The organism is Bacillus sp. FSL K6-2944, assembly GCF_038005385.1.
Taxonomy (GTDB): domain Bacteria; phylum Bacillota; class Bacilli; order Bacillales; family Bacillaceae_G; genus Bacillus_A; species Bacillus_A cereus.
This window is the reverse complement of record NZ_JBBOTE010000005.1, coordinates 16,875-37,632: the sequence shown is the minus strand read 5'-3', so window position 1 is coordinate 37,632 and position 20,758 is coordinate 16,875. Positions and strand designations below refer to the sequence as shown.

Sequence of the window (20,758 nt, the reverse complement as noted above, 5' to 3'; positions counted from 1 at the left end):
TAATTTAAAATTTTCAGATTTTTAATACATTCATATTCCTCCAATCCATTCAAAAATGATAATGTTTTCCCTGCATATTAAACTAGTCTTGCGCATTAGAGAAATGATAAATGAATGATAAATTTTCCTGTTTTTGAACTTTGTACAAGTATAATAAAAGATATCCAGATATATTATGTATATATGCATATCCATTATTTACTAGGTTTTGTTTGTATTTGCTGTTTTTTAGGCTGAATATTTATATGTATCCATAGAGATAAGATTAGACATTGTATATATGGTGGCGTATATTCGAAAGTTCAATAACATGTATTGTGAATTAGAAATCACTATATGCCTGCTTTATTTACGCCTACTCAACCAATGAAGAAAATAGAATTTGATTTTGAAGATCACCTAAAGAAAAAGAATAGCTTTTTTGCTGTTTTTAGTGGTACAAATTCAAAATATAAAATTTTACTCATATATATCTAGAGAACCTAGAAATTTATATGGATGGTGAGGATGTATGAGTCAATATCAAATGTTGTACAGCACACCGTATCTCTATTCTTCTCGTACCTTGCAACAAATGTACAAAAGTACAAGAAAAGAAGAGGATATAACAGCGATACAGGAGCACATGCTACGTCATGACGTGTATCTGGACCGACAGTACCGAGGTTATTATTATTTAAGTCAAAAAATTGAAGGAGATTTATATGATGATGAACATCCTGTATCTTGGAATGAGTTATTAGAAGATTATCAGTTATTTAAGGATTCCCAAGGTAATTTATCTATTCAGCCGAAAGGATGGAGATAACATGACCATTGTGGGCGAATTAGGGATTGTATATGGCGTAACAGGGGTAACAGTTATGGGTATTAAATTGCTGAAAAGAAAAGGGCTTCACCTTCCCGATTGGGTGCTACGTGATATGCTCGATGTATTTCTACGCTAGTATTCTATCGGGTAGTTGATGGGAACTGTCGTAGTACATTTGAACAACCTTTTTATGATATTCCTGATAGCCCCAACTACCTCTAAGGAGGTAAGGAGTTTATGTTTTCACTTTTGGTGATTCCAGTTACTTTTTTAACAGTAGCGTATTTTTACAAGGGAAAAGAAATGAGTGATAAGAAGAAAATCAAAGCATTTTTTGAAATTACGAAAGTGTGTGTACAGCATAAAGGAGAAATGCAGTACCCTGTATTTTTGAAACAAACAGAGGATAATAGTAGTACCACGTTTGTCTATTGGCTGCCATTAGGTGTGCCGAGTCAGCTCATACAGAAGTTAGCGCAAGTATTAGAGGAAGGTTTGCATAAACCCGTTATGATTTCCTTTCAACGACGGGAGCTGTTTATACGGGTATTCCAGCAATGTATTCCTGAAAAATGGCATTGGTCCAATGAATTGTTACGAGAGAAGACATGGAACGTCATCATGGGAAGAGCGTTAGATCGAATGATTTATCATGATTTTGAAAAAACACCGCATATGTGCGTGAGCGGGATGACTCGTTTTGGCAAAACGGTTTTTCTCAAGAATGTGATGACGAGCTTAATTTTACAGCAGCCAGATTACGTGAAGTTCTATGTGATTGACTTAAAAGAAGGATTGGAATTCAGCCCTTACAAGGACTTGGCACAAGTCGAAGAAGTGGCGGAGAATCCCATGCAAGCCTTTGACATGTTGACACGAATTCGTGAAAAGATGGTGGAACAGGTTGTTCATATGAAAGACTCGTATTTCACGAATATTGTAGATACGCCCATCAAGGAGCGTTATTTTATCATCGTCGACGAGTCAGCGAATCTTTGTCCGACACAGGGATTACCCAAAAAAAGGAGGGATATGCTCTATATGTGTCAAGAAATGTTATCGGAAATAGCGAGGATTGGCGGAGCATTGGGGTTTCGCTTGATTTTTTGTACCCAGTACCCGACTTCTGATACCTTACCAAGGCAGATTAAACAAAATAGTGATGCGAAGATTGGATTCCGTTTACCGACCGTAGTGGCTTCACAAGTGGCGATAGATGAAAGTGGATTAGAAGAACTTCCATCCATACCAGGGCGAGCGCTTTTTAAAACGGATCGTGTAGAAGAAATCCAAGTGCCTTATTTACCTAGCAAGGAAATGTGGAATGTATTAAAACAGTTTAAGGTGGTGAAGAAAACTGAAACACCAAAAAATGAAACAAAAAGCGAGACAAATCAAGATTTTATCGAGTTTAAGTAAGTTAGAATTTGCTTCTAGAAGGCAACTCCAAGCCATTCATTGTCTCGGTAGTATCAGAAATGCAAATCGTATCCTGAAGGATTTAAGACCGTATTGTCATGTGACTTCGCACAACCGAGAGCACGTGTATTATCTAAATAAGAAAGGGCTTGCTCTTCTAGGAATAGATGCAAAAGAACGAAAAAAGAAACATCAACTGGAACATATCTTATTACGCAATGAAGCATGGATGTGGCTAGATTTTCCTGATTGGAAAATAGAGCAAGTCATCACTCTGCGCTATCAAGGAGAAGAAAAAACAATTGTCCCAGACGCATTTTTCACAAAAGATAATATTCCTTATTTTGTAGAAATAGATCGGCTACAGCATATGAAGGTAAATGAGAAGAAAATACAGTATTATGCGTATCTCACTCACATATATCAGAAGCAACAGCAGGTAAAACCGATCATCGTCTTTTGTACGATATCGGATTGTAGGGAGAAACAATTACTGAACTATGCTGTGAAACATAATGTATATGTGCAGACATATTTGCTACAAGATGTGGTATAAAGGGAAAATCTATAGCCAAAAGTCACTATAATCTACATTTTTATTTGTTAATTTCTTTAAAGCTTTAATAATTTTATTACTATTCTTTAAGGATGGATGAAAAGCGTTGCCCTTACACAAACGGCTAATAGTACCTCTACTTACACCACTCTGGTCAGCAACTTCTTGTTGAGTAAGTTGGTGTTTATCTAAAAACTTTCCAAATTTACTACGGGGTTTCCCAAAATCAAACCAATTCATTGTCATCACCTCAATTAATCTAATAAATTATTACTAGCTTGTCCTAAAGTTTAATATTTAAAACATGTCAACCAATTAGCATGTTTTTAAATGAGAATGCATATAATTAAGCAACAGGTAAAAAATTATGTAATTATTTTGTGGAATATAGCATACATATTAATAGCAACAAGTTGCGAATATACATGAAGCATAAATTGCAACTTGTTGTAAAGGGTATGCTAGTAAAATAAAAAGCGAAAATTCTTACTCTCGCAAGGGGTTTCGCTTTTTGTATGAAGTGAGGAATTGGAAGTAGATAAGAAGAAAACTAATACTTTCACGTGCTATAATGTGAAAACATGTAAAATAAAAGGGAAACATCTGAAACAAGGGGTTTCTTCTGTCGTATTGTCGATATTTGCTGTATAATAGGGAAGATCAATTAATATGACTTCCAATATGCGGAGTTTAACATGTTTCACTTTTTTCATAAGTAGCTTCAATAATAATCAAAATCCCTATGGATAGCAGGCACACAATACTGACGTTGTATGGTATGCCTGCTCTTTTTTTAGTATAGGTAAGGCGTAGCAAAGCACACAGTCTTGGCAACGGAATGGCTATAGAATAAGAGAGTAGTGGCGAGGTATGTAAAGGGAATCCCCTTGAACGTCACATGCATGTTTCATGCGATTCCAAGGGGGTTTTGTGTAGGAATACATGATGGATTTTCCAGTATTCCTCTATATGAGTATATGATACAATCAAGGTGTTCCGTATATTCCATTATATTGAACACCCATAGCAAATGCCTACAAGCAGGAGGCATTTGTTTCGATTTTTCCCTTCAGGTAAGCTAACGACCTGAAGGGTTTTTATCGTTAGAAAAGGGACAGTTGGATGGGTTCGTGTTCTTCTTTTTCTTGATTTGTACAAGAGATATGTCGATGGTAGCCCGCCCCTAATCTTCGCTGAATTTCGTCATCTAGTAGGGGTAGAACCAGCATCTCCGAGTAAATCGGTAATTTTGTAATATTCTGAAAATATTTATATAATTAATGATGCCGGTTCTCCTTTTAAATAGCCATTCTTTTATCCATATCTAAACGAAATTCACCATACGGATTAATATGAGAGTAAATCATAGGTGTAAGTGCTCGATAATCTTCTTCGTCCAAACGATTTTTCCATTCATCTTCACTAAGTAATTGTTGGATGATTAAAGTATTAATATAAATGATGCAGTTTTGGATTAATTGCAAGCTTAACATGGCAACCTCTTGCTCTTCGAGCTCATTACGACGTATTTTCCCACCTTGGCCATAAAAAATAAAATCACTTGCTGAATGCCAATTTTCAACCGTATTCAATCCAGAATGGATTTCTTTTCTTAATTGTTCTGAAGCTAAATAATCACACAAAAACATTGTTTTAATCACTTTTCCTAACTCTTGAAATGCTAAAAATGTTGGATGAGAGCTATTCTTAGAAAATTGTTTCAAAATGGCTTCTGTATCAGCAGTATTTACTCGTAGTGCTGTCGCATACTTAACCATTTCGTTATATTGCCGCTTAATTAAGTCCCAATTAATAGCTCGTTTCGCAATGACAGGAGACAAATCATCATAACAATCTGTCGCAGATGCTTTATAGAGCTTTTGAGATTGAATATTTTTAAAGCGTGGTAACAGTTCGAAACCCAGTAAATGACAAAAGGCGAAACCCACTGTACTTTGGCCATGTGTATCTACATAATTACGATCTATCTCTTTATCTGTATCATGATTAAGTAATCCATGTAACATGGCAGCCACTTCAGAAGAATTAGGTGCGTTTACTTGAGAATAAATGCACATTGATTTTTCCTCAACGTGCCAATAAACAGAAACACCTGGTCCACGATATCTAGGAAACCATTGTGTCCTTAAATTTTGATCGTAAGCTACTACGCGTGAGGAATCGGAAGCACAAGAAGTGGTACCTTGTCCCCAAATAGCTTCAGCTCGTTCAGTTAAAATTGCATTCACTACACTTTGATTTGCAATTCTTAAATTTTCTACATGTATGTACTTTCTCTTCACATATAAAAGTGCTTTATATTGCATACTGGCATCACCAGAAGATACCCGTTTAATTCCAGTATTTGTTCCTATGCCATACAAGCATAGCAATAATCTTTTTTGGATTTCATCCCGATCTAATCGTTCGTGAGTAGCTAAGCTTTGGAAGTGATTGATAAAACCAGTCCTTAGCGCTGTCTCTTTTAAAATATCGATCAAATTTGTCATCCACCAACGGTTGGACAGTTCTTTTTTTAGACGACCTAATTGTTTTGGTTCTGGGCTTAATTCATTTGGTGCTATTGATATCCACCCATTGTGTTTACTTAAAATTTTCACTTTTTTATTCTTAGGAATATTATTGTTTAACATATCTAGTTTTGCACGTAGTTGTTTTTGTAGGTCATCTATTTTCTCTTGAGATTCTAAAGGTTGATTTAATTCTTCATAATGTTGAATACGATTTTCCTCAAAATCAGCTGGTAAATACTCTTCTGGATTCCGATAACGATGAGAAAAAGCAACCCAAATTTCTCTACATTTCAATTTATCTCTTAAGGCATGTAAAACGCAGATTTCATAGTTGATTCGATTCACACGTATATCTCCATTTTTATCTTCTGTTACAACTAAATCATACCATTTCCTTGGAATGATTTCTGTTCCAAGGGGAATAGCTTCATGCGGTGAAAATGTGATTTGTTTGGAACCATTATAACTTCGTAGAAGTTCAATCGCTTCAATAACAGGTTGATGAAGATGATTGTTAGATTTAAAATCAAGTAATTTTAATATTTCTGTTACGGCTGTCCGATAAGAACTACTGTAAGAATTACGGATTTTCCAGTGAACTTTTTGTTGATACATAGACTTTTTATACTTTAATTCTTTCACGATATCCTCAAGAATCTGTGGCTTTACGACTGGAAATAAGGTATCTTTTATAGTCCCTTCGGGATTTTGAAGTGCTGTTTCGAGTAAATCAATTAACATTTTATTTTTTCCAAACACTTTTTTTACCTCTAAAATCATTTCCATTTTTACTTTTTTCTCAGCGCGACCATCAATTTTATGAATCAAAGTAATAAGGAGCTCAATTAAGTTGTCGTTCAATTCTTTTATTTTTAACCAGAAAAAAGTGGCGAGTAATGTATACCTAATCGGATTCTTGTGACGTTGCAACTCTGTTTTATCTTCAGAAGTAGCACGTAACCTGTATTTCTGGAGTACTTTAGGTGGTATTTCAGAAAATAAATTCATAGGTAGCTCTAAAGCTAGCAAAGTTTTTAATTTATCAAGTTCATTAAATAATGTAGCTTGGCTCAAACGTCCAGGTCCCATTGTTAATTTTCGGAATGTGATTTCTGATGTTTCACCTTCATTAGAACCGCTTTCTTGACTTTCTAGATATCCCCAGTAGTCCAGTAAATCATCAATTTTTTTCAAAGTACTATCCGAAAGTTTATTATAAGTTTCTTGATAAAAATCTTGTTCTCTCTGAAAAATAAGTTGCTGAATCAGTTGATTTATTTGCCACTCGGGAGGAGCTACAATTTTCTCTGTTCGATATTTGATATATAACTGTTTTCTCAATAGATTAGCATCTAAATTATATTCGTAGATCCGATTATAGAGCCATGTTCGAATGAATTCTCGGTCTTTATCTTGTTCTTCTTTGAAACCAAAAAAATCAAGTATTTCTTGTTTATGTTTTCTAGCTGTTTTAGAATCAAGAATGTAAGTGTGATAAGAATTTAAAGAAAGATTTAATTGTTTAGAAAGAAAGTGTAGCATGTCAGATGGAATTTGACTTTTTTTCGTTGGGAATTGATGAAACAATTGAAAATACTTAAGTAAAGCTGCAAAACCGATTCTAGTTAGTTTATATCTAGCATTAACTAATTTTAGTTCTTCAGAACTCAGTATAAAAGAAGTAATTTCTCGATCTAAATTCCAATGTTGTTTCATTTCATTCATCCTAACTATTAAATATTTTTTCAACAGCTTGCTCTAAGTCACTCATTGAAGGAGCTGCATAGCGTTTGGTTGTATTCACATCATTGTGCCCCATTAAATCAGCAACTGTTGCAAGATCAATACCAGAAGCCACAAGTTCACGTCCATATGTATGTCTGAGCATGTGTGCACCAATGCCGTATTGTTCAAATATTCTTTGGGCTGATCGTTTAGATAATCGTTTTCTAAAATTAGAAAGAAACAGCGGAACTTCCAAGTCTGTTCGTTTTTGTAAATAGTTTTGTAGATGATAACGACTTTCTGCTGGTAAAGGAATTTTTCTTGAAATACCACCTTTACCATCTCTAATAATTATAAATCCAGACCGTTCTTTCATTTCAACATCATCACGGTTTAAAGCCACAAGTTCAAATACTCGAACACCTGTATAAAGCATTGTATAAACAATAGCGATATTCCTAAGGTTTTGAGACTTCTCAACTTCTCTCAATAATCGATTTCTCTGCTTTTTAGATAAGGATTTCGGAGAAATATTACGAATATGCCTAACTTCTGGTCGTTTTATATGATTTAGAAGTTCTTCTTTTCCGACAAACTTCATATAAGCTACGATAGCACTGTATTTCGGTGTAATGGTTGTTGCTTGGTTTCCTTGAATGGATAAAAAATTGATATATTGTTGAATATCATAACGCGTAATGTCGTGAATTGAGCTACCTTCAGTAACTAACCATCGATGAAAATTACAAATATGACGAGAATAATCATGTACAGTATTGGGACGTTTCCCTTGCTCAAAAAGAAATTTCTCGAACCCTCCGAGTTCTATGTCACTTTTTTTCACTCTTAATACCTCCAAATTTAATATATTTCAAAGCTATTATAACAAAAAGTGGCACAGAATGACTCTTCTGTGACGAAATCACATAATGTAAAATGTTAATTTAGAACAGAGTTCGATGTATGTTCCTGTTTTACTTTGCCTAGACTATGAAAAAAATGTACTTTTTCAAACTAAAAGTACAAACATAGTAGGAGGAAATTATATTGACACATCCTTTGAGAAAAAATGTGATAAAGTTTCAAGAGGAAGGGAAATCAGAAGAAGAAATACTAAGAACTATATATACATGGGGCACACAAGCTGATATTGCCGCAGCACTAAGTATAAGCGTAAGAAGGGTTAAATATTTATCAAAAAAGTACGAATTAAAAAAGAATGATAAGTACCGTGTGGTAAAACGGTGTATGAATTGTGGTGAACAAACACATATATCCAATTTTGACACAATTTTTGTAGATGGTATTCCAAAGACAAATCTCTTGTGTTGTTGGTCATGTAAAAGAGAATATAACAAACAAAAATACATGAACAAGGTTATAGAAGAACATTGGGAACAAGAACGAATTAAAAGAGAAATTGGAACAAAGGAAGATGAAATCGAAGGATTAAGAGCTCTGTTGAAATAAATTAGATTTTAATCAAATCCCATCCCATAAAATATTCTGAAAATTACAAAATTACCGATTTGCTCGGAGATGCTGGGTTTACCCCTCTTACGAGATTTACAAGGAATTATAGATAGTACTGGAGAACAATGGGCACAACAGATGCAGAAATTTCTAACGCAAGCGTTGACGATGAAAAAGCAATCCGAAGGTACCATGCCAAAAGCGACGCAAAAGAATCTGTTTATTATGTATCAATCCATATTGAAAGAACAACAGATTCTTTCCACGAAACAAAAGAAGAAAGGAAAGCAGACGCCTTCTCAAAATTTATGGAATCGCTTCGTCAAGTATTCTGACAGAATTCTAGCGTTTTTAGAACATCCAGCCATTCCATTTGATAACAATCAAGCAGAACGGGATATTCGGATGACGAAAGTAAAACAGAAAGTGTCTGGGACTTTCCGAAGTAAGAAAGGCGCAGAATCTTTTTGTCAGATACGAAGCTTTATGAGTACCATGAAAAAACAAAAACAATCGGTCTTACAAGCGATAAACCAAGTCATAGAAACTAGAACGGTTCCTTGGAATAACACGACTTCATAAGAGAATTTCTCTATTTGGCATAGATTCTTTCTCTGATTGGAGTATTTTCTTTTCATGTTTTCGAATCGGAAACATGTATTTGGCCTGTTTTTTTATTTGAAGAAGCTGAGTAGTTACAGGTTTTGTTTGCACGCCTCGCTTTGTATCGTCTAACCGAAAAGCAATTATGGGAACGACAGAAAAAACAAATGGAGAATGAAAAGAAAAAAGGAAAAGCGTATTCTAAGAAAAGCAAAATATTATCTGGAATGAATGTATATGTAACAAACACTCCGTGGGAGTGGGTTTCGACGAAGCAAGTCCATGAGCTACATTCTTTACGCTGGCAGATAGAAATTGTTTTTAAAACATGGAAATCATTGTTTGATATAGATCATTGTCGCACTGTCAAACAGGAACGAATAGAGTGCCATTTATATGGGAAACTAATTGCTATTTTTTTATGTTCTTCTACTATATTTAAAATGCGCCAACTTTTGTTACAGAAGGAACAAAAAGAATTAAGTGAATATAAAGCGATGGGAATGATACAAGATTATCTATTGCTGCTATATCAAGCTGTACAGAAAAACACCCAAGAGATAACAAAGCTTCTAATTCGTCTGTTCCACCTTCTACAACAAAACGGACAAAAATCTCATCGATATGAGAAGAAAACGGTCTTTGATATCATGGGTGTTCATTATGAGTATAGTATAGCTAGGGAACAACAGAAAGCTGCATAGTTTTAAAAATAAAACTCGTTAGAGTTTATTTAGCATGCGTACTTTTAAGAATAATCAATCTGTTGAACAGTTTGTAGCTCTTTTCAAGGTAATTTCATTTTATTTGTTCTCTTAAGTTGATGGGCATGGCGTAAACTCAGCATCTTCGAGCGAATCAATATTTTTGTAATTTACAGGTATTTTTCATGTTTTTGGATCTTGAAATTGGGTTTCTTTGCCCATCCCCCGAAAAAGGGGAATAAGACAAAATATACCAATTGTGTATTAACCGGTGTATTGTATAAGTTAATTTAGTTATGTACTATTAAAAAATGAATCCAAACATGTTTGGGATTCATTTTTATTTTTTTACAGCAAATATTTAAAATTTCACTTGTCACAAAAATGGACGTTTATGTGACAAAATCGATTAGTAAGGTTAATCCTTCAGTTGGATTAAGAAAACTCATGGTTGTCATACATATAGTTGTTTTACCAGCATCAAATGGTCCAGGTAATCCAAAACGTTAACTACTATTAATTTGGAATATTTTGTATCCCCTCCTTTTCGGAGGATGGGCAAGAAACCCCAGATTAGATTCATTTTGTATAAACATATCGTTTTGCCTCGTGGATAAGTGGAATCCATATGATTTATTTGTATATAACAGTATTATTTTACAGTAAACTACGTTTAATAAAGGTTATTTTCTTTTATTTCGTTCTTCCCTGTTCTTGTTATAATTGGACTGAAAATGAAGACGGATGTTATCTACATGTTCTCTTCATTTACATGTCGAACAGAAGGGAGAGTAAAAGATGAAGATAAAAAATATATACAAAGTGTTGGCGACCACCATGCTAGTAAGCCAACTCATGGGTCCCGCGATTTCATATGCAGCTACACAGGATCCTAGTGAACAAACCAAAGACCCAAAAGAAGTGAAACATGGTTTGTTAGCAAATTATTATACAGATGATGCATTTCACAATTTGACTATGTTTACAGTTCAATCTACAGGGAAAACGCAACTCAATACAGAAACGCTACAGGAGGCCTTATCGAAAGATAAGCAACAGTTCCAATCTGGATTTCTTTGCCCATCCCCCGAAAAAGGGGAATAAGACAGAAACTACCAATTAATAGATAATCAACGTAACAAAAAGGTATCATTTTTATATTGTGACAAATTATTTTTGGTACAGTATTTTGTTACGGCTAATTCAACAGCTAAGACATTTCATATTTTTAAATAAAAACTGTAACAAAAACGAACGTTTATGTTACAAATCGAACAACTAAGACTGAACCCTAAAATGGAATATTTTGTCTTAATACCCCTTTTCGGGGGATGGGCAAAAACACCCAATCTGTACGTTGGATGGGCTACATTCAACCGAGTGAAAGTGGCGAATATGAATTTTCTACATCAGATGATTCACATGCAACCATTCAAATCGATGGGAAGGTAATTGTACAAGATGCTCCCATGAAAGAAAAGATGACCCTAGAGAAAGGGAAAACATATGCCATTACGGTAGAATATCACACAGATAAAAATGTAGCTTCACAATTTGAGATGTTGTGGTCTGTGAATGGAAAAGAAAAAGAAGTTGTGCCAGAAAATAATTTAGTCTTACCTAATTTTTCTAAGGATAAAGTTAAACAATTTACAATATCATCCAAAAACAATGTCATGGCAGATGATGATGGGGACGTTACAATCGATTCTGATGATGATAACATTCCAGATGATTGGGAAATAAATGGATATACGGTGAAAAACGGTCTCATTGTAAAATGGGATGACGCGCTGAAAGCACAAGGGTATACCAAATACAAATCGGATCCACTGAATAAACATACTACGGGAGACCCTTATACAGATACTGATAAAGTGTTAGATCATGTGGATGGTGGTATTTTATCAGAAGCAAAAAATCCTATTGTGGCTGCTTTTCCAAAAGTAGGGGTCAATATGGAAAAAATGATACTAACAAAGAATCAAAACGTGTCTCATGATCAAGGGGGGACGGAAACAAATGAATCAAGTCATACCGTTGGAATCTCCACTACAAATAGTACGTCGGAGTCAAATACAATAGGGGCCTCTGTATCTGCTGGCTATCCGTGGTCTGTTTCTGTATCAGCAACTTATTCTCATGATTATACGACGAGTGTATCTGTAGATCAGTCGAATTCTAATACAAGTGGGCATAGTGATGGAAAATCATGGAGCGAAACATTAGGAATTAATACAGCTGAAGCCGCCTTTTTAAATGGAAATGTGCGATATGTAAATATTGGAACTGCGCCCATTTACAATGTAAAACCTACGCTTAATTTTGTTGTAGGAGAAGGCTCTTCTGCACCGACTATCGCAACCGTTATGGCAAAATCCAATACAGTAGCAAACGTGTTAAACCCTGGTACATTTTATCCGTCCACAACACAAGGTCCAATTGCTTGGAATACGATGGATGATTTCAATGCACAGCCTATTAAGTTGAGTTATAACCAGGTACAACAAATAGAACAGGGTGATCCTTTACAAATTCAAACGACACAAACATCTGGAAACTACAAAACATACAATTCAGATGGAGATGCAATTGTGGATGATTCGCAAAAATGGGAAAATGTTATGAACGATATTGAAAATAAAACAGCAGCTATTACGATAAGTACGATCAATGATACGAAAGAAAGGTACATTTCAGCTCGAAAGGCAGCAAACTATGACCAGCAAAGCCAACCAGAAATAACTTTAGGAGAAGCCGTAGAAACTGCGTTTCCAGGAGCAAAAATCGATGGGGATAAGATTATATATCAAAACGTCAATCCAGAAGTTATGAGGATTGGGATGGATCGTCAAACATATGATGAGATACACAATCAAATGAGCCAGACAGGGGATGAAAATATCTATCATGCCAAATTAAAGCAAGGTATGAATATTTTATTCTATCAACTACTGGGTATTCAAAAAGATATAGATGGAAAAACTTATTATTTCAATAATGATGGGTCCAAAAAAACTGGCTGGTTTACAGATAGTAAGGGGAAACAATATTACTTTGATGAAAAAAATGGTGGTGCGGCAGCGAGTGGCTGGTTTAGAGCTAAAGATCAAAATACCTATCCATCAGTTCAATTTAATCATAATTATTATTTTCTTGAAGATGGTACATTAGCTAAAGGAGTACAATCCATTGATGGGATGATTTGTCAATTTCAATCCACTGGTCTATTAAGTGGTCTATTAAAATATGTAGGCCTACAGATGCCATTGAGTGAATTAAGAAATAAAAAAATTACACTCCTACCAGCTGATGAATCTGCTCATCAGATTCTAATCCAGGTGGCAAGTCGTTCAAGCGGGGTATTACAACATGTATATGATTCTCCTGGTGAGAATGCCCTAGGTGAAGTATCACTAGCTGACTGGCTCCCTAAAGATCTGCCAGATGAAAATTATGAGGTAGCAATTGTTTATAATAATACTATCGCTCCCTAAAGATCTGCCGGATGACCTGTATTCGGGAACCATGCTTTATAGATAGTCATAGCAATCCGATGTAGGAAGGTAGTAAGACGAAAGGAGTTATATAAATAATGAAACAAGGAACGATATATAAGGTTTTAGCAACAACCGCGATAGCTGGACAAGTACTGTTGGCGCCGCTTTCAGCCTATGCCGAACAGGTGTTACCTGAAACGAAGCCAACCACAGTGCAACAACAGTCGCTTCCTATGAACCTTGAATCCGCAGGCGGGAATACGGTGCGTGTAACGGCGGATGAAATAGATTTAGATCAAAAACCAGAAAAAGATGTAAAAAGTTGGGAAGACACCGAATACAAAAAAGTAGAAAGTTCACTCTCATCAACAGAAAAAACGAAACTCCGTGACTATATGAAAAACATAGAGGAAATGAACCGCTATGTAAAAGATCATATTTATACGTATGAGTATGACCAAGATACGACGTTAAATAAGTCCATTGAGGATGTAGAGAAAATATTCACAAAGTCTTCTTTGTCTCGTCCGATGGCTGTATATAAGGAGGAAACACCTGAAACATTTGGTTTTTCAGAAAATTTGTACAAAAATGACAGCCCATCTGAAATTTCGTTAGAAAATATAAACAAATTTAAAGAGCAAATTGTAAATCAAACATATAGATTAGATGGGTATACTAAGACAGATCTTACTAGTGGGAAAAATGCAAAGAATCCGATTATCCTTTGTTTACATTTACCAGCCGGTACGCATGCGATGTTGTATAAACCCGAAGAACTTGCTGATATGAATATGTTATTGAAAGATGGTTATGGTATAAAACCTGAAAATGTAAAAGTGATAACGAAACAGGGGAAACAATATGTAAAAGTGGATGCTACAGTAATAGAACCTTTAGATTTTAAAGATGATGCATCAAAAGCGAAAGAATGGGGAGAGAAGCAGTATAAAGCATGGGGAGAGAATTTAACAGAAGACCAAAAAACCAACTTGAATGGGTATATGCTGGGGCAAGAGTATAAAGAGATTAATAAATATCTGTGGGAGCAAGGGCCGGAAAAAAACCCTAATCCAGATTTAGATAAAAAAATTACAAGTATAGAAGGGGCGCTAAAAACGGAACCGATTCCGGAGGATATCACAGTGTATCGTAGAATGGGTGCGGCTGAATTTGATATGTCTTTAACAGACCCAGCTTATAATTTTAATAATCCTGAAAATGTGAAAGCATTCCAAAAAAAATGGGAAGGACAAATAAAAGAAAATTTAGGGTTTCTGAGTACGTCTTTATCCAGTGAAAAAGTAGGAGCTTTTGCAACAAGAAAATTCATATTACGTTTACATGTATTAAAGGGAACGCAAGGTGCTTATGTATCGGGATTAGAAGGTTATCAAAATGAACTCGAAGTCTTATTGAATCCTGGATATAGCTATAAAATCAATAAGATTACTTCTATTATAGATAAAGGGGTTACAAAATTAGTGATAGATGCAAATATTATTCCAAAGTAAAACTGGTAGTAAGTTTGTACCAATCTCTTTTAGGGGGTTCTAAAAGAGATTGGTTGCATATAGATAATAATGGCCTATAAGAGTATCTATCATATTACCAAATATGGGAGTGTGAATGGACCAATAGGGGTCACACGACCGAAAAAAGAAAATTGTACGTTAAGGAATATTTTTACATATTATTAAGGGGTAAAAACACAGAGAAAATAATTTTCCCTGTGTTTTTATTTTTGTTTTATTCTATTTTTCCGTAGTGGCCGTAAGTTTTCAAAATTCAATTCTTGATTTAAATTCCAAATATAATCTCCTGTAAGTGCGATATGTTCCCAACCTAATGGAGAGATGTGCTGAATATATTCCTCTGGAATATGAATACCATTATTCCGTAACGTTTCAATTGCACGAGAGATATAGATAGAATTCCAAGTTACAATCGCAGAAATAATGAGTTGAAGTCCACTTGCACGATGCAATTGATCTTCATAGGATCGGTCACGAATTTCTCCTAATTGATTAAAAAATACAGCTCTAGCCAAAGAATTTTTACTTTCGCCTTTATTTAATTCAACCTGAACTTTTCTTCTGTGTTCAGGATCTTGTATCCACTTTAACATATATAAACTTCTTTCTATTCGGCCGATTTCACGAAGTGCGATAGATAAACTATTCTGTCTAGGGTAAGATGATAATTTTTTTAAAATCAGGGAAGCTGTAACGGTTCCTTGTCGTATAGAGCTAACTAAACGTAATATTTCATCCCAATTTTCACGTATTTTCTTTACCTGAATTGTTCCGCCAACCATGAAGTTAATATGGTCATATATTGTTGGAACAGATAATGTATATATTTTATGATTATCAATCGTTTTAATTCGTGGTGAAAAGCGAAACCCTAACATATGGCACATTCCAAATATATGATCAACAAAACCCGCGGCATCTGTATAATGTTCTTCAATTTGCAAATCTGTTTCATGATACAGTAGCCCATCAATAATATGTGGTGCCTCTTCTGAGGAACTAATAACTTGGACATAAAATGGATGATATTGATCTGATATATGTGTATAAAAACTTAATCCTGGGTCATGACCATACTTACCATTTACTTGTGCTAGGGGACTGGAAGTCCCACCGGCACGAAAAAATTGTCCATCTGAAGATGAAGTAGTGCCCTCTCCCCAATAGGAAGAAAAGGGTTGTTTATGATGAAAATTTGCAATATCTCCAAGTGCTTTCGTATAGCTTTCATCTCTTATATACCAATCTGCTATCCAAGCTAGCTGAGAATATGAGATATTTGGACAAGCATCAGCCATTTTACTTAATCCTAAATTAATTCCATCTGATAAGATAGCCGCAAATAAAATTGATTTTTCTTTTGGAGCCTTTTGAGTGTGAAGATGAACAAAGTGTTTGCTAAACTGTGTCCAAGTATCTACTTCTACTAATAAATCTGTTAATTTAATACGCGGCAATAAGTCATACACAAGCCGAGTAATTTCTTCTACATCTTCTGGAACCATCTTTTTTAGAGAAGCGACTTGTATTTTACCTCCATATATCGTTACACCGTGCAAATCTTGATTTGCAAGTAAACAATTGACTTTTGAAAGCTCTATATCTAATTGTTCAAAGCGTTTGTTTAAATATTTCTCTACATCCTCTGTAAATTCCAGGGGGATTTGTTGTGTTTGCTTCATGTGCTGCCAAGTATGGGGTGGTAAAAGATACTCTTCAAAATCTTTATATTGCTTGCTGCCTTTTACCCACATATCACCAGAACGAAGGGTATTCAATAACTCTGAAAACACACTAAATTCATAGTAATGTCGATTTATTTTATCGTCTTGGTACACATATTTCATCCATTTAGACTTTATAAAATCGGTCGGTACATTATCAGGTATTTTTCGTTTTCCAGATTGATTGGCTTCTTTTAATATTTCTAATGCTTGTAATACAGTTTGGCTGGTTGAAGAAGCTTTAAACACATATCTATTGAGTAAACGCGGAGCCATTTTACGAAAATGTCCATAATGATTATCGAGCAAATCTAGATAATCAAATTCTATTGGTCTAGCTAAGCTTTCAGCCTCATGTACAGAGTGGATAAATTTCTCCCAAGATATAATAGATTGTACAGCTTCGAAAGGATCTGTTTCTAATTCTTTTGCTTCAATTAATGCTTTTCCTATTTCGACATAAAGTCTAACTTTTTCATTTATTGATTTCCCATCCTTTTGAAATAGTTTATTATGTTTATTTTCTCCACGGTTAAACATTCGTCCCATTAGTTTTGCAAACATATCTAAACCTTGATCAGTTAAAAAAGCATAGATATGGATAAGGAATGCCATGATCGTTGCATATCGTTTCCTCTCATTAAACCTAGATAAATGTTGTATAGAATAACGAGAGCCCTCACGGACCATTTGTAATAATCTATTCTGATGAATTTCTTTCCCATTATCTAAAGGTAAATCTAAACTTTGAATAAACTCTAATCGATCCAAAATTTCATGGAAATTTTTAAGCGCTATAACCCCCGGTGGTTGACGTAACCAGGATAAAAGTGAACTTTTGTTCTCTTCATGAGTATAAAGTAATGTATCTAGTTGTTCGTATTGATAAGAAGAAAGTCCTTTCGTTAAATAAGGTGGTACAGTAAAACTGGAACACAGTATAGGGATAAATTATTCTATATAAGAGGTGTTTCAGATGAAAAAACAGTATGATGAAATGTTTAAAAAACAATGTGTAGAATTGGTGGTTAAAGAAGGGCGTACAATTTCGAGTATTCAAAGAGAATTTGACCTAGGAAACGGGACCTTAAATGCATGGATAAAGAAATATTCTTCCCCATTTTTGGATAATGAGAAATCTGATATGGAAGAACTACGTTCTTTGCGGAGAGAAATCCAGGCTTTAAAAAAGGAAAATGAATTTTTAAAAAAGGCGGCAACCTTCTTTGCCAGCAACCAAAACTAACACGCTTTCAATTTATCAGGCAATATCATCACATATTTGGAGTGCGCTGGCTTTGCCATCGATTACAAGTTTCTGTTAGTGGTTTTTACGATTATACTCATCGTAAGCCCACTGAAAATCAGAAAAAACGTAAAAAGACAGCGGCTTATGTTGTCATGCAATTTAAATGTTTAAAAGGTAGAATGGGCTATCGAAAACTGTACCGTTACCTTGTAAATAAAAACGTAATGGTGAGCTTATTTCAAGTGAGACAAGCTTTATGTGAAGCTGGATTAAAGTCAAAAGTTGTCACCTATTATAAGAAAAGAAAGCACGAACATCATACATTTCCAAATGTATTAGAGCGATCCTTTAAACCTGGCAAGAAAGACGTTCCGACTGTTGTATGTGATATCACAGAATTTCGTTTAATGAATGGGATGAAAGTATATTTTTGTGCCGCATTAGATATTAGCACCCGTCGGGTGCTTGGTTATTCGTTGGATACTCACCAGGATGCTCAATTAGTAAAAGACACAATTCAGCAAGTTAAACAAGCTTATGAAAGTCAAAAAAGAATCCTATTTCATAGTGATCAAGGATCTCAGTTTGCCAGTTATAAGGTTACTGATTTTTGTAATCAGGGGTACCGCCACATGCCCATCAACTTAAGAGAACAAATAAAATGAAATTCCCTTCAAAAGGGTTACAAACTGTTCAACAGATTGATTATTCTTGAAAATCCGCATACTAAATAAACTCTAACGAGTTTTATTTTTAAAATTATGCAGCTTTCTTTTGTTCCCTAGCTATATTATACTCATAATGAACACCCATGATATCAAAGACCGTTTTCTTCTCATATCGATGAGATTTCCGTCCGTTTTTCTCTAGAAGGTGGAACAGGCGGATTAAAAGCTTTGTTATCTCTTGGGTGTTTTGTATGGCTTGATAGAGGAGAAATAGGTGATCTTGAATCATTCCAATCGCTTTATATTCACTTAATTCTTTTTGCTTCTTCTGTAACAAAAGTTGGCGCATTTTAAACATGGTAGAAGAACATAAGAAAATAGCAATCAGTTTCCCGTATAAATGGCACTCTATTCGTTCTTGTTTAACCGTGCGACAATGATCTATATGAAACAATGATTTCCACGTTTTAAAAACTATTTCTATCTGCCAACGTAAAGAGTATAGTTCATGGACTTGCTTCATCGAAACCCACTCCCACGGAGTGTTAGTTACATATACATTCAACCCAGATAATATTTTACTTTTTTTCGAATATGGTTTTCCTTTTTTCTTTTCACTTTCCATTTGTTTTTTTCGTCGTTCTCGTAATTGTTTTTCTGTTAGACGATACAGAACGAGTCGGGCAAACAAAACTTTTTGATCTCCTACATAAACATTACCTACTTCATAAGTTTCACCAGGTAACAAGCGCTCCATCATCATTTGCAAGTTGATTTTTACATATTCTGTCTGTTTTTTGAGTGCACCATTATGAAAAAATGTAGGATTAGGATTTTTGATATATACATTTGAATTTAACTTTAAGCGTGAAATAAAATATGTTCCCCGTTGATCCATTTGATCTAAATCCTCTAATGAAAAATACCCTAAATCACGAATACATAAATCGCCTGGTCGTAACGTATCTAAACATTCTGTGCCGAATGTTTTATCATTATTTTTTCCAGGCCCCACTTGAAAATTAAGAAATTGTCCACTATGTAAATCATATTCTAATTGAATTTTGATTCCAGCTGTTTGCGCACATCCACCTGAACCAGGGTATATATGCTCCAACGTATTAGGTACCTGAAACATGGTGGCATCCATGATGCGAATGCGTTGAAAATGAGCAAGAAGTTGATTAGAAATGTGAGTCTGTTCACAGATTTTTTGTTGTAATAACAAAGAAAAGATATGTTTTAAAAATAACACTGATTTTTCATTAAATCGTTTATTTAAGCCCTCCGGTCTAAGTACAGTACCTGTAACTGCATGAAGCCTACTACATAATCGGACTAAAGAATCACTGGCCACCCTTTGGCTAATCCAAATACAAATGGTAGCTAAATCTGCCCCTGAAAATTTGCGTTTTCTTTTTACAAATTTCATCTCTCTTGCTAGTTCTTCCAAAAAATCAGGTGTGATATAGCGCTGTAATTCTTCTGCAAATGGTTGTAACTCCTCTTGAAGCAAGAGATTCATAAAAAACGTCACCCTTTCTCATAGATTATTAAGAAAGAATAACGTTTTTTTGTACTTTGGGGTAGTAAAAAGCCTTAAGTTGATGGGCATGGCCTCACCATACCATTTCGGGAAAATTGTACGTTTGGACACAATTTGGACACATTTTACCGATTCCGTATTTACGTAGGGAATCGGTAATGGGTGTTAGTATCTATTTCTTGTATATTTTGGAGGGAAAAATATACACATGTATTTTTGAAATTGGATGAGACGTATTTCAATTGATAAAGAACATCCTCCCTTACATATATTCAACTGCGCAAAAAATACGCTCCTTCCATAAAGAAAGAAGCGTATGGTATTTCTTACATCATGAGTGTTCCTTGTAGATCTTAGAGAGTATTATTGTACACCTAAGTTTATTTTTGCTTTTTCTGGAATGTTATCTTTTTTTACTTCTTCCCACGTTTTTACGCCCTTATCTTTATCGTAATACACTTTTAAAAAAGCATCTTTTTTAAGTTTTCTCTCTGCATCAAATACCATTTCTTTTTCTGTACCTTTCTCATTAAATCCCTGTAACCTATACTCGTAACGGTGATTATCTTGTAATTGTCCATCTGTTGTAATTTGTACGTAATAAGAATCTGTTCCCCATTTTTTAATACTGTGACATCCAACCGAAAATACACTTAACATGAGTACAAAACCGAGAACTGTTATATATTTTTTCATGAAATGCCTCCAAAT

Annotated in this window: 16 protein-coding genes and 2 pseudogenes; 12 read left to right on the top strand and 6 right to left on the bottom strand. The window is 34.7% G+C overall.

Features of this window, described 5'->3' with window-relative positions; translation table 11 throughout:
- Positions 1–511: 511 nt before the first annotated feature.
- The 4 genes from MHH55_RS32670 to MHH55_RS32655 all read left to right on the top strand — a co-directional run bounded on the left by MHH55_RS32670 (position 512) and on the right by MHH55_RS32655 (position 2,786).
- A complete protein-coding gene (locus tag MHH55_RS32670) occupies positions 512–808 on the top strand; it encodes a hypothetical protein (protein ID WP_078187542.1) in 297 nt (98 codons plus the stop codon).
- A 1-nt stretch (position 809) separates the two neighbouring features.
- Positions 810–947: a hypothetical protein gene (locus MHH55_RS32665; protein WP_176116658.1), complete on the top strand. Its 138-nt coding sequence runs from the start codon at positions 810–812 to the stop codon at positions 945–947.
- Positions 948–1,048: 101 nt separating this feature from the next.
- A complete protein-coding gene (locus tag MHH55_RS32660; protein ID WP_078187543.1) occupies positions 1,049–2,230 on the top strand; it encodes an FtsK/SpoIIIE domain-containing protein in 1,182 nt (393 codons plus the stop codon).
- The gene (locus MHH55_RS32655) at positions 2,169–2,786 is read left to right on the top strand and encodes a replication-relaxation family protein (protein ID WP_078187544.1); all 618 of its coding nucleotides are present in this window, start codon (positions 2,169–2,171) and stop codon (positions 2,784–2,786) included. Before MHH55_RS32660 ends, MHH55_RS32655 begins: the two co-directional genes overlap by 62 nt.
- Before the next feature lie 9 nt (positions 2,787–2,795).
- Here the strand turns inward: MHH55_RS32655 and MHH55_RS32650 are convergent, their stop codons facing one another.
- From MHH55_RS32650 to MHH55_RS32640, 3 genes are all read right to left on the bottom strand, one after another.
- The gene (locus MHH55_RS32650; RefSeq protein WP_078187545.1) at positions 2,796–3,026 is read right to left on the bottom strand and encodes a helix-turn-helix transcriptional regulator; all 231 of its coding nucleotides are present in this window, start codon (positions 3,024–3,026) and stop codon (positions 2,796–2,798) included.
- A gap of 1,058 nt (positions 3,027–4,084) precedes the next feature.
- Positions 4,085–7,036 (bottom strand): Tn3 family transposase, encoded by a 2,952-nt coding sequence (locus tag MHH55_RS32645; protein WP_078188030.1) that lies wholly within the window; start codon positions 7,034–7,036, stop codon positions 4,085–4,087.
- Between the two features lie 10 nt (positions 7,037–7,046).
- Entirely contained in the window at positions 7,047–7,889 is an 843-nt protein-coding gene (locus MHH55_RS32640; RefSeq protein ID WP_078188028.1) for a tyrosine-type recombinase/integrase, read from the bottom strand.
- A 203-nt stretch (positions 7,890–8,092) separates the two neighbouring features.
- On the opposite strand from MHH55_RS32640, the gene MHH55_RS32635 reads away from it, so the two are divergent.
- The 6 genes and pseudogenes from MHH55_RS32635 to MHH55_RS32610 all read left to right on the top strand — a co-directional run bounded on the left by MHH55_RS32635 (position 8,093) and on the right by MHH55_RS32610 (position 14,839).
- Complete coding sequence (locus MHH55_RS32635; protein ID WP_176116714.1) at positions 8,093–8,515, top strand: hypothetical protein; 423 nt, start codon at positions 8,093–8,095, stop codon at positions 8,513–8,515.
- An 84-nt stretch (positions 8,516–8,599) separates the two neighbouring features.
- Positions 8,600–9,100 (top strand): annotated as a pseudogene (locus MHH55_RS32630) (IS66 family transposase); the annotation flags it as partial.
- Positions 9,101–9,216: 116 nt separating this feature from the next.
- Positions 9,217–9,825: pseudogene (locus MHH55_RS32625) on the top strand (transposase); the annotation flags it as partial.
- Positions 9,826–10,623: 798 nt separating this feature from the next.
- Positions 10,624–10,929, top strand: coding sequence for a hypothetical protein (locus tag MHH55_RS32620; protein ID WP_340882251.1), 306 nt, complete (start codon positions 10,624–10,626; stop codon positions 10,927–10,929).
- A 227-nt stretch (positions 10,930–11,156) separates the two neighbouring features.
- On the top strand, positions 11,157–13,322 hold the full coding sequence (locus MHH55_RS32615) for a binary toxin-like calcium binding domain-containing protein (RefSeq protein ID WP_340882249.1): 2,166 nt from the start codon (positions 11,157–11,159) through the stop codon (positions 13,320–13,322).
- Between the two features lie 98 nt (positions 13,323–13,420).
- Complete coding sequence (locus MHH55_RS32610; RefSeq protein WP_078187774.1) at positions 13,421–14,839, top strand: ADP-ribosyltransferase; 1,419 nt, start codon at positions 13,421–13,423, stop codon at positions 14,837–14,839.
- 224 nt (positions 14,840–15,063) lie between these two features.
- On the opposite strand, the gene MHH55_RS32605 is transcribed toward MHH55_RS32610, so the two are convergent.
- On the bottom strand, positions 15,064–17,523 hold the full coding sequence (locus tag MHH55_RS32605; protein WP_438284859.1) for a Tn3 family transposase: 2,460 nt from the start codon (positions 17,521–17,523) through the stop codon (positions 15,064–15,066).
- Between the two features lie 37 nt (positions 17,524–17,560).
- On the opposite strand from MHH55_RS32605, the gene MHH55_RS32600 reads away from it, so the two are divergent.
- Together MHH55_RS32600 and MHH55_RS32595 are read left to right on the top strand one after the other, a co-directional pair.
- Positions 17,561–17,830, top strand: a complete 270-nt coding sequence (locus MHH55_RS32600) for a transposase (protein WP_098139883.1) — start codon at positions 17,561–17,563, stop codon at positions 17,828–17,830.
- A gap of 245 nt (positions 17,831–18,075) precedes the next feature.
- A complete protein-coding gene (locus MHH55_RS32595; RefSeq protein ID WP_233936925.1) occupies positions 18,076–18,498 on the top strand; it encodes a DDE-type integrase/transposase/recombinase in 423 nt (140 codons plus the stop codon).
- Between the two features lie 94 nt (positions 18,499–18,592).
- Here MHH55_RS32595 and MHH55_RS32590 read toward each other — a convergent pair whose 3' ends face one another.
- Both MHH55_RS32590 and MHH55_RS32585 read right to left on the bottom strand, forming a co-directional pair.
- The gene (locus MHH55_RS32590; RefSeq protein ID WP_340882244.1) at positions 18,593–20,026 is read right to left on the bottom strand and encodes an IS4 family transposase; all 1,434 of its coding nucleotides are present in this window, start codon (positions 20,024–20,026) and stop codon (positions 18,593–18,595) included.
- Between the two features lie 384 nt (positions 20,027–20,410).
- Positions 20,411–20,743, bottom strand: coding sequence for a YxeA family protein (locus tag MHH55_RS32585; RefSeq protein ID WP_078188051.1), 333 nt, complete (start codon positions 20,741–20,743; stop codon positions 20,411–20,413).
- Positions 20,744–20,758: the final 15 nt, after the last annotated feature.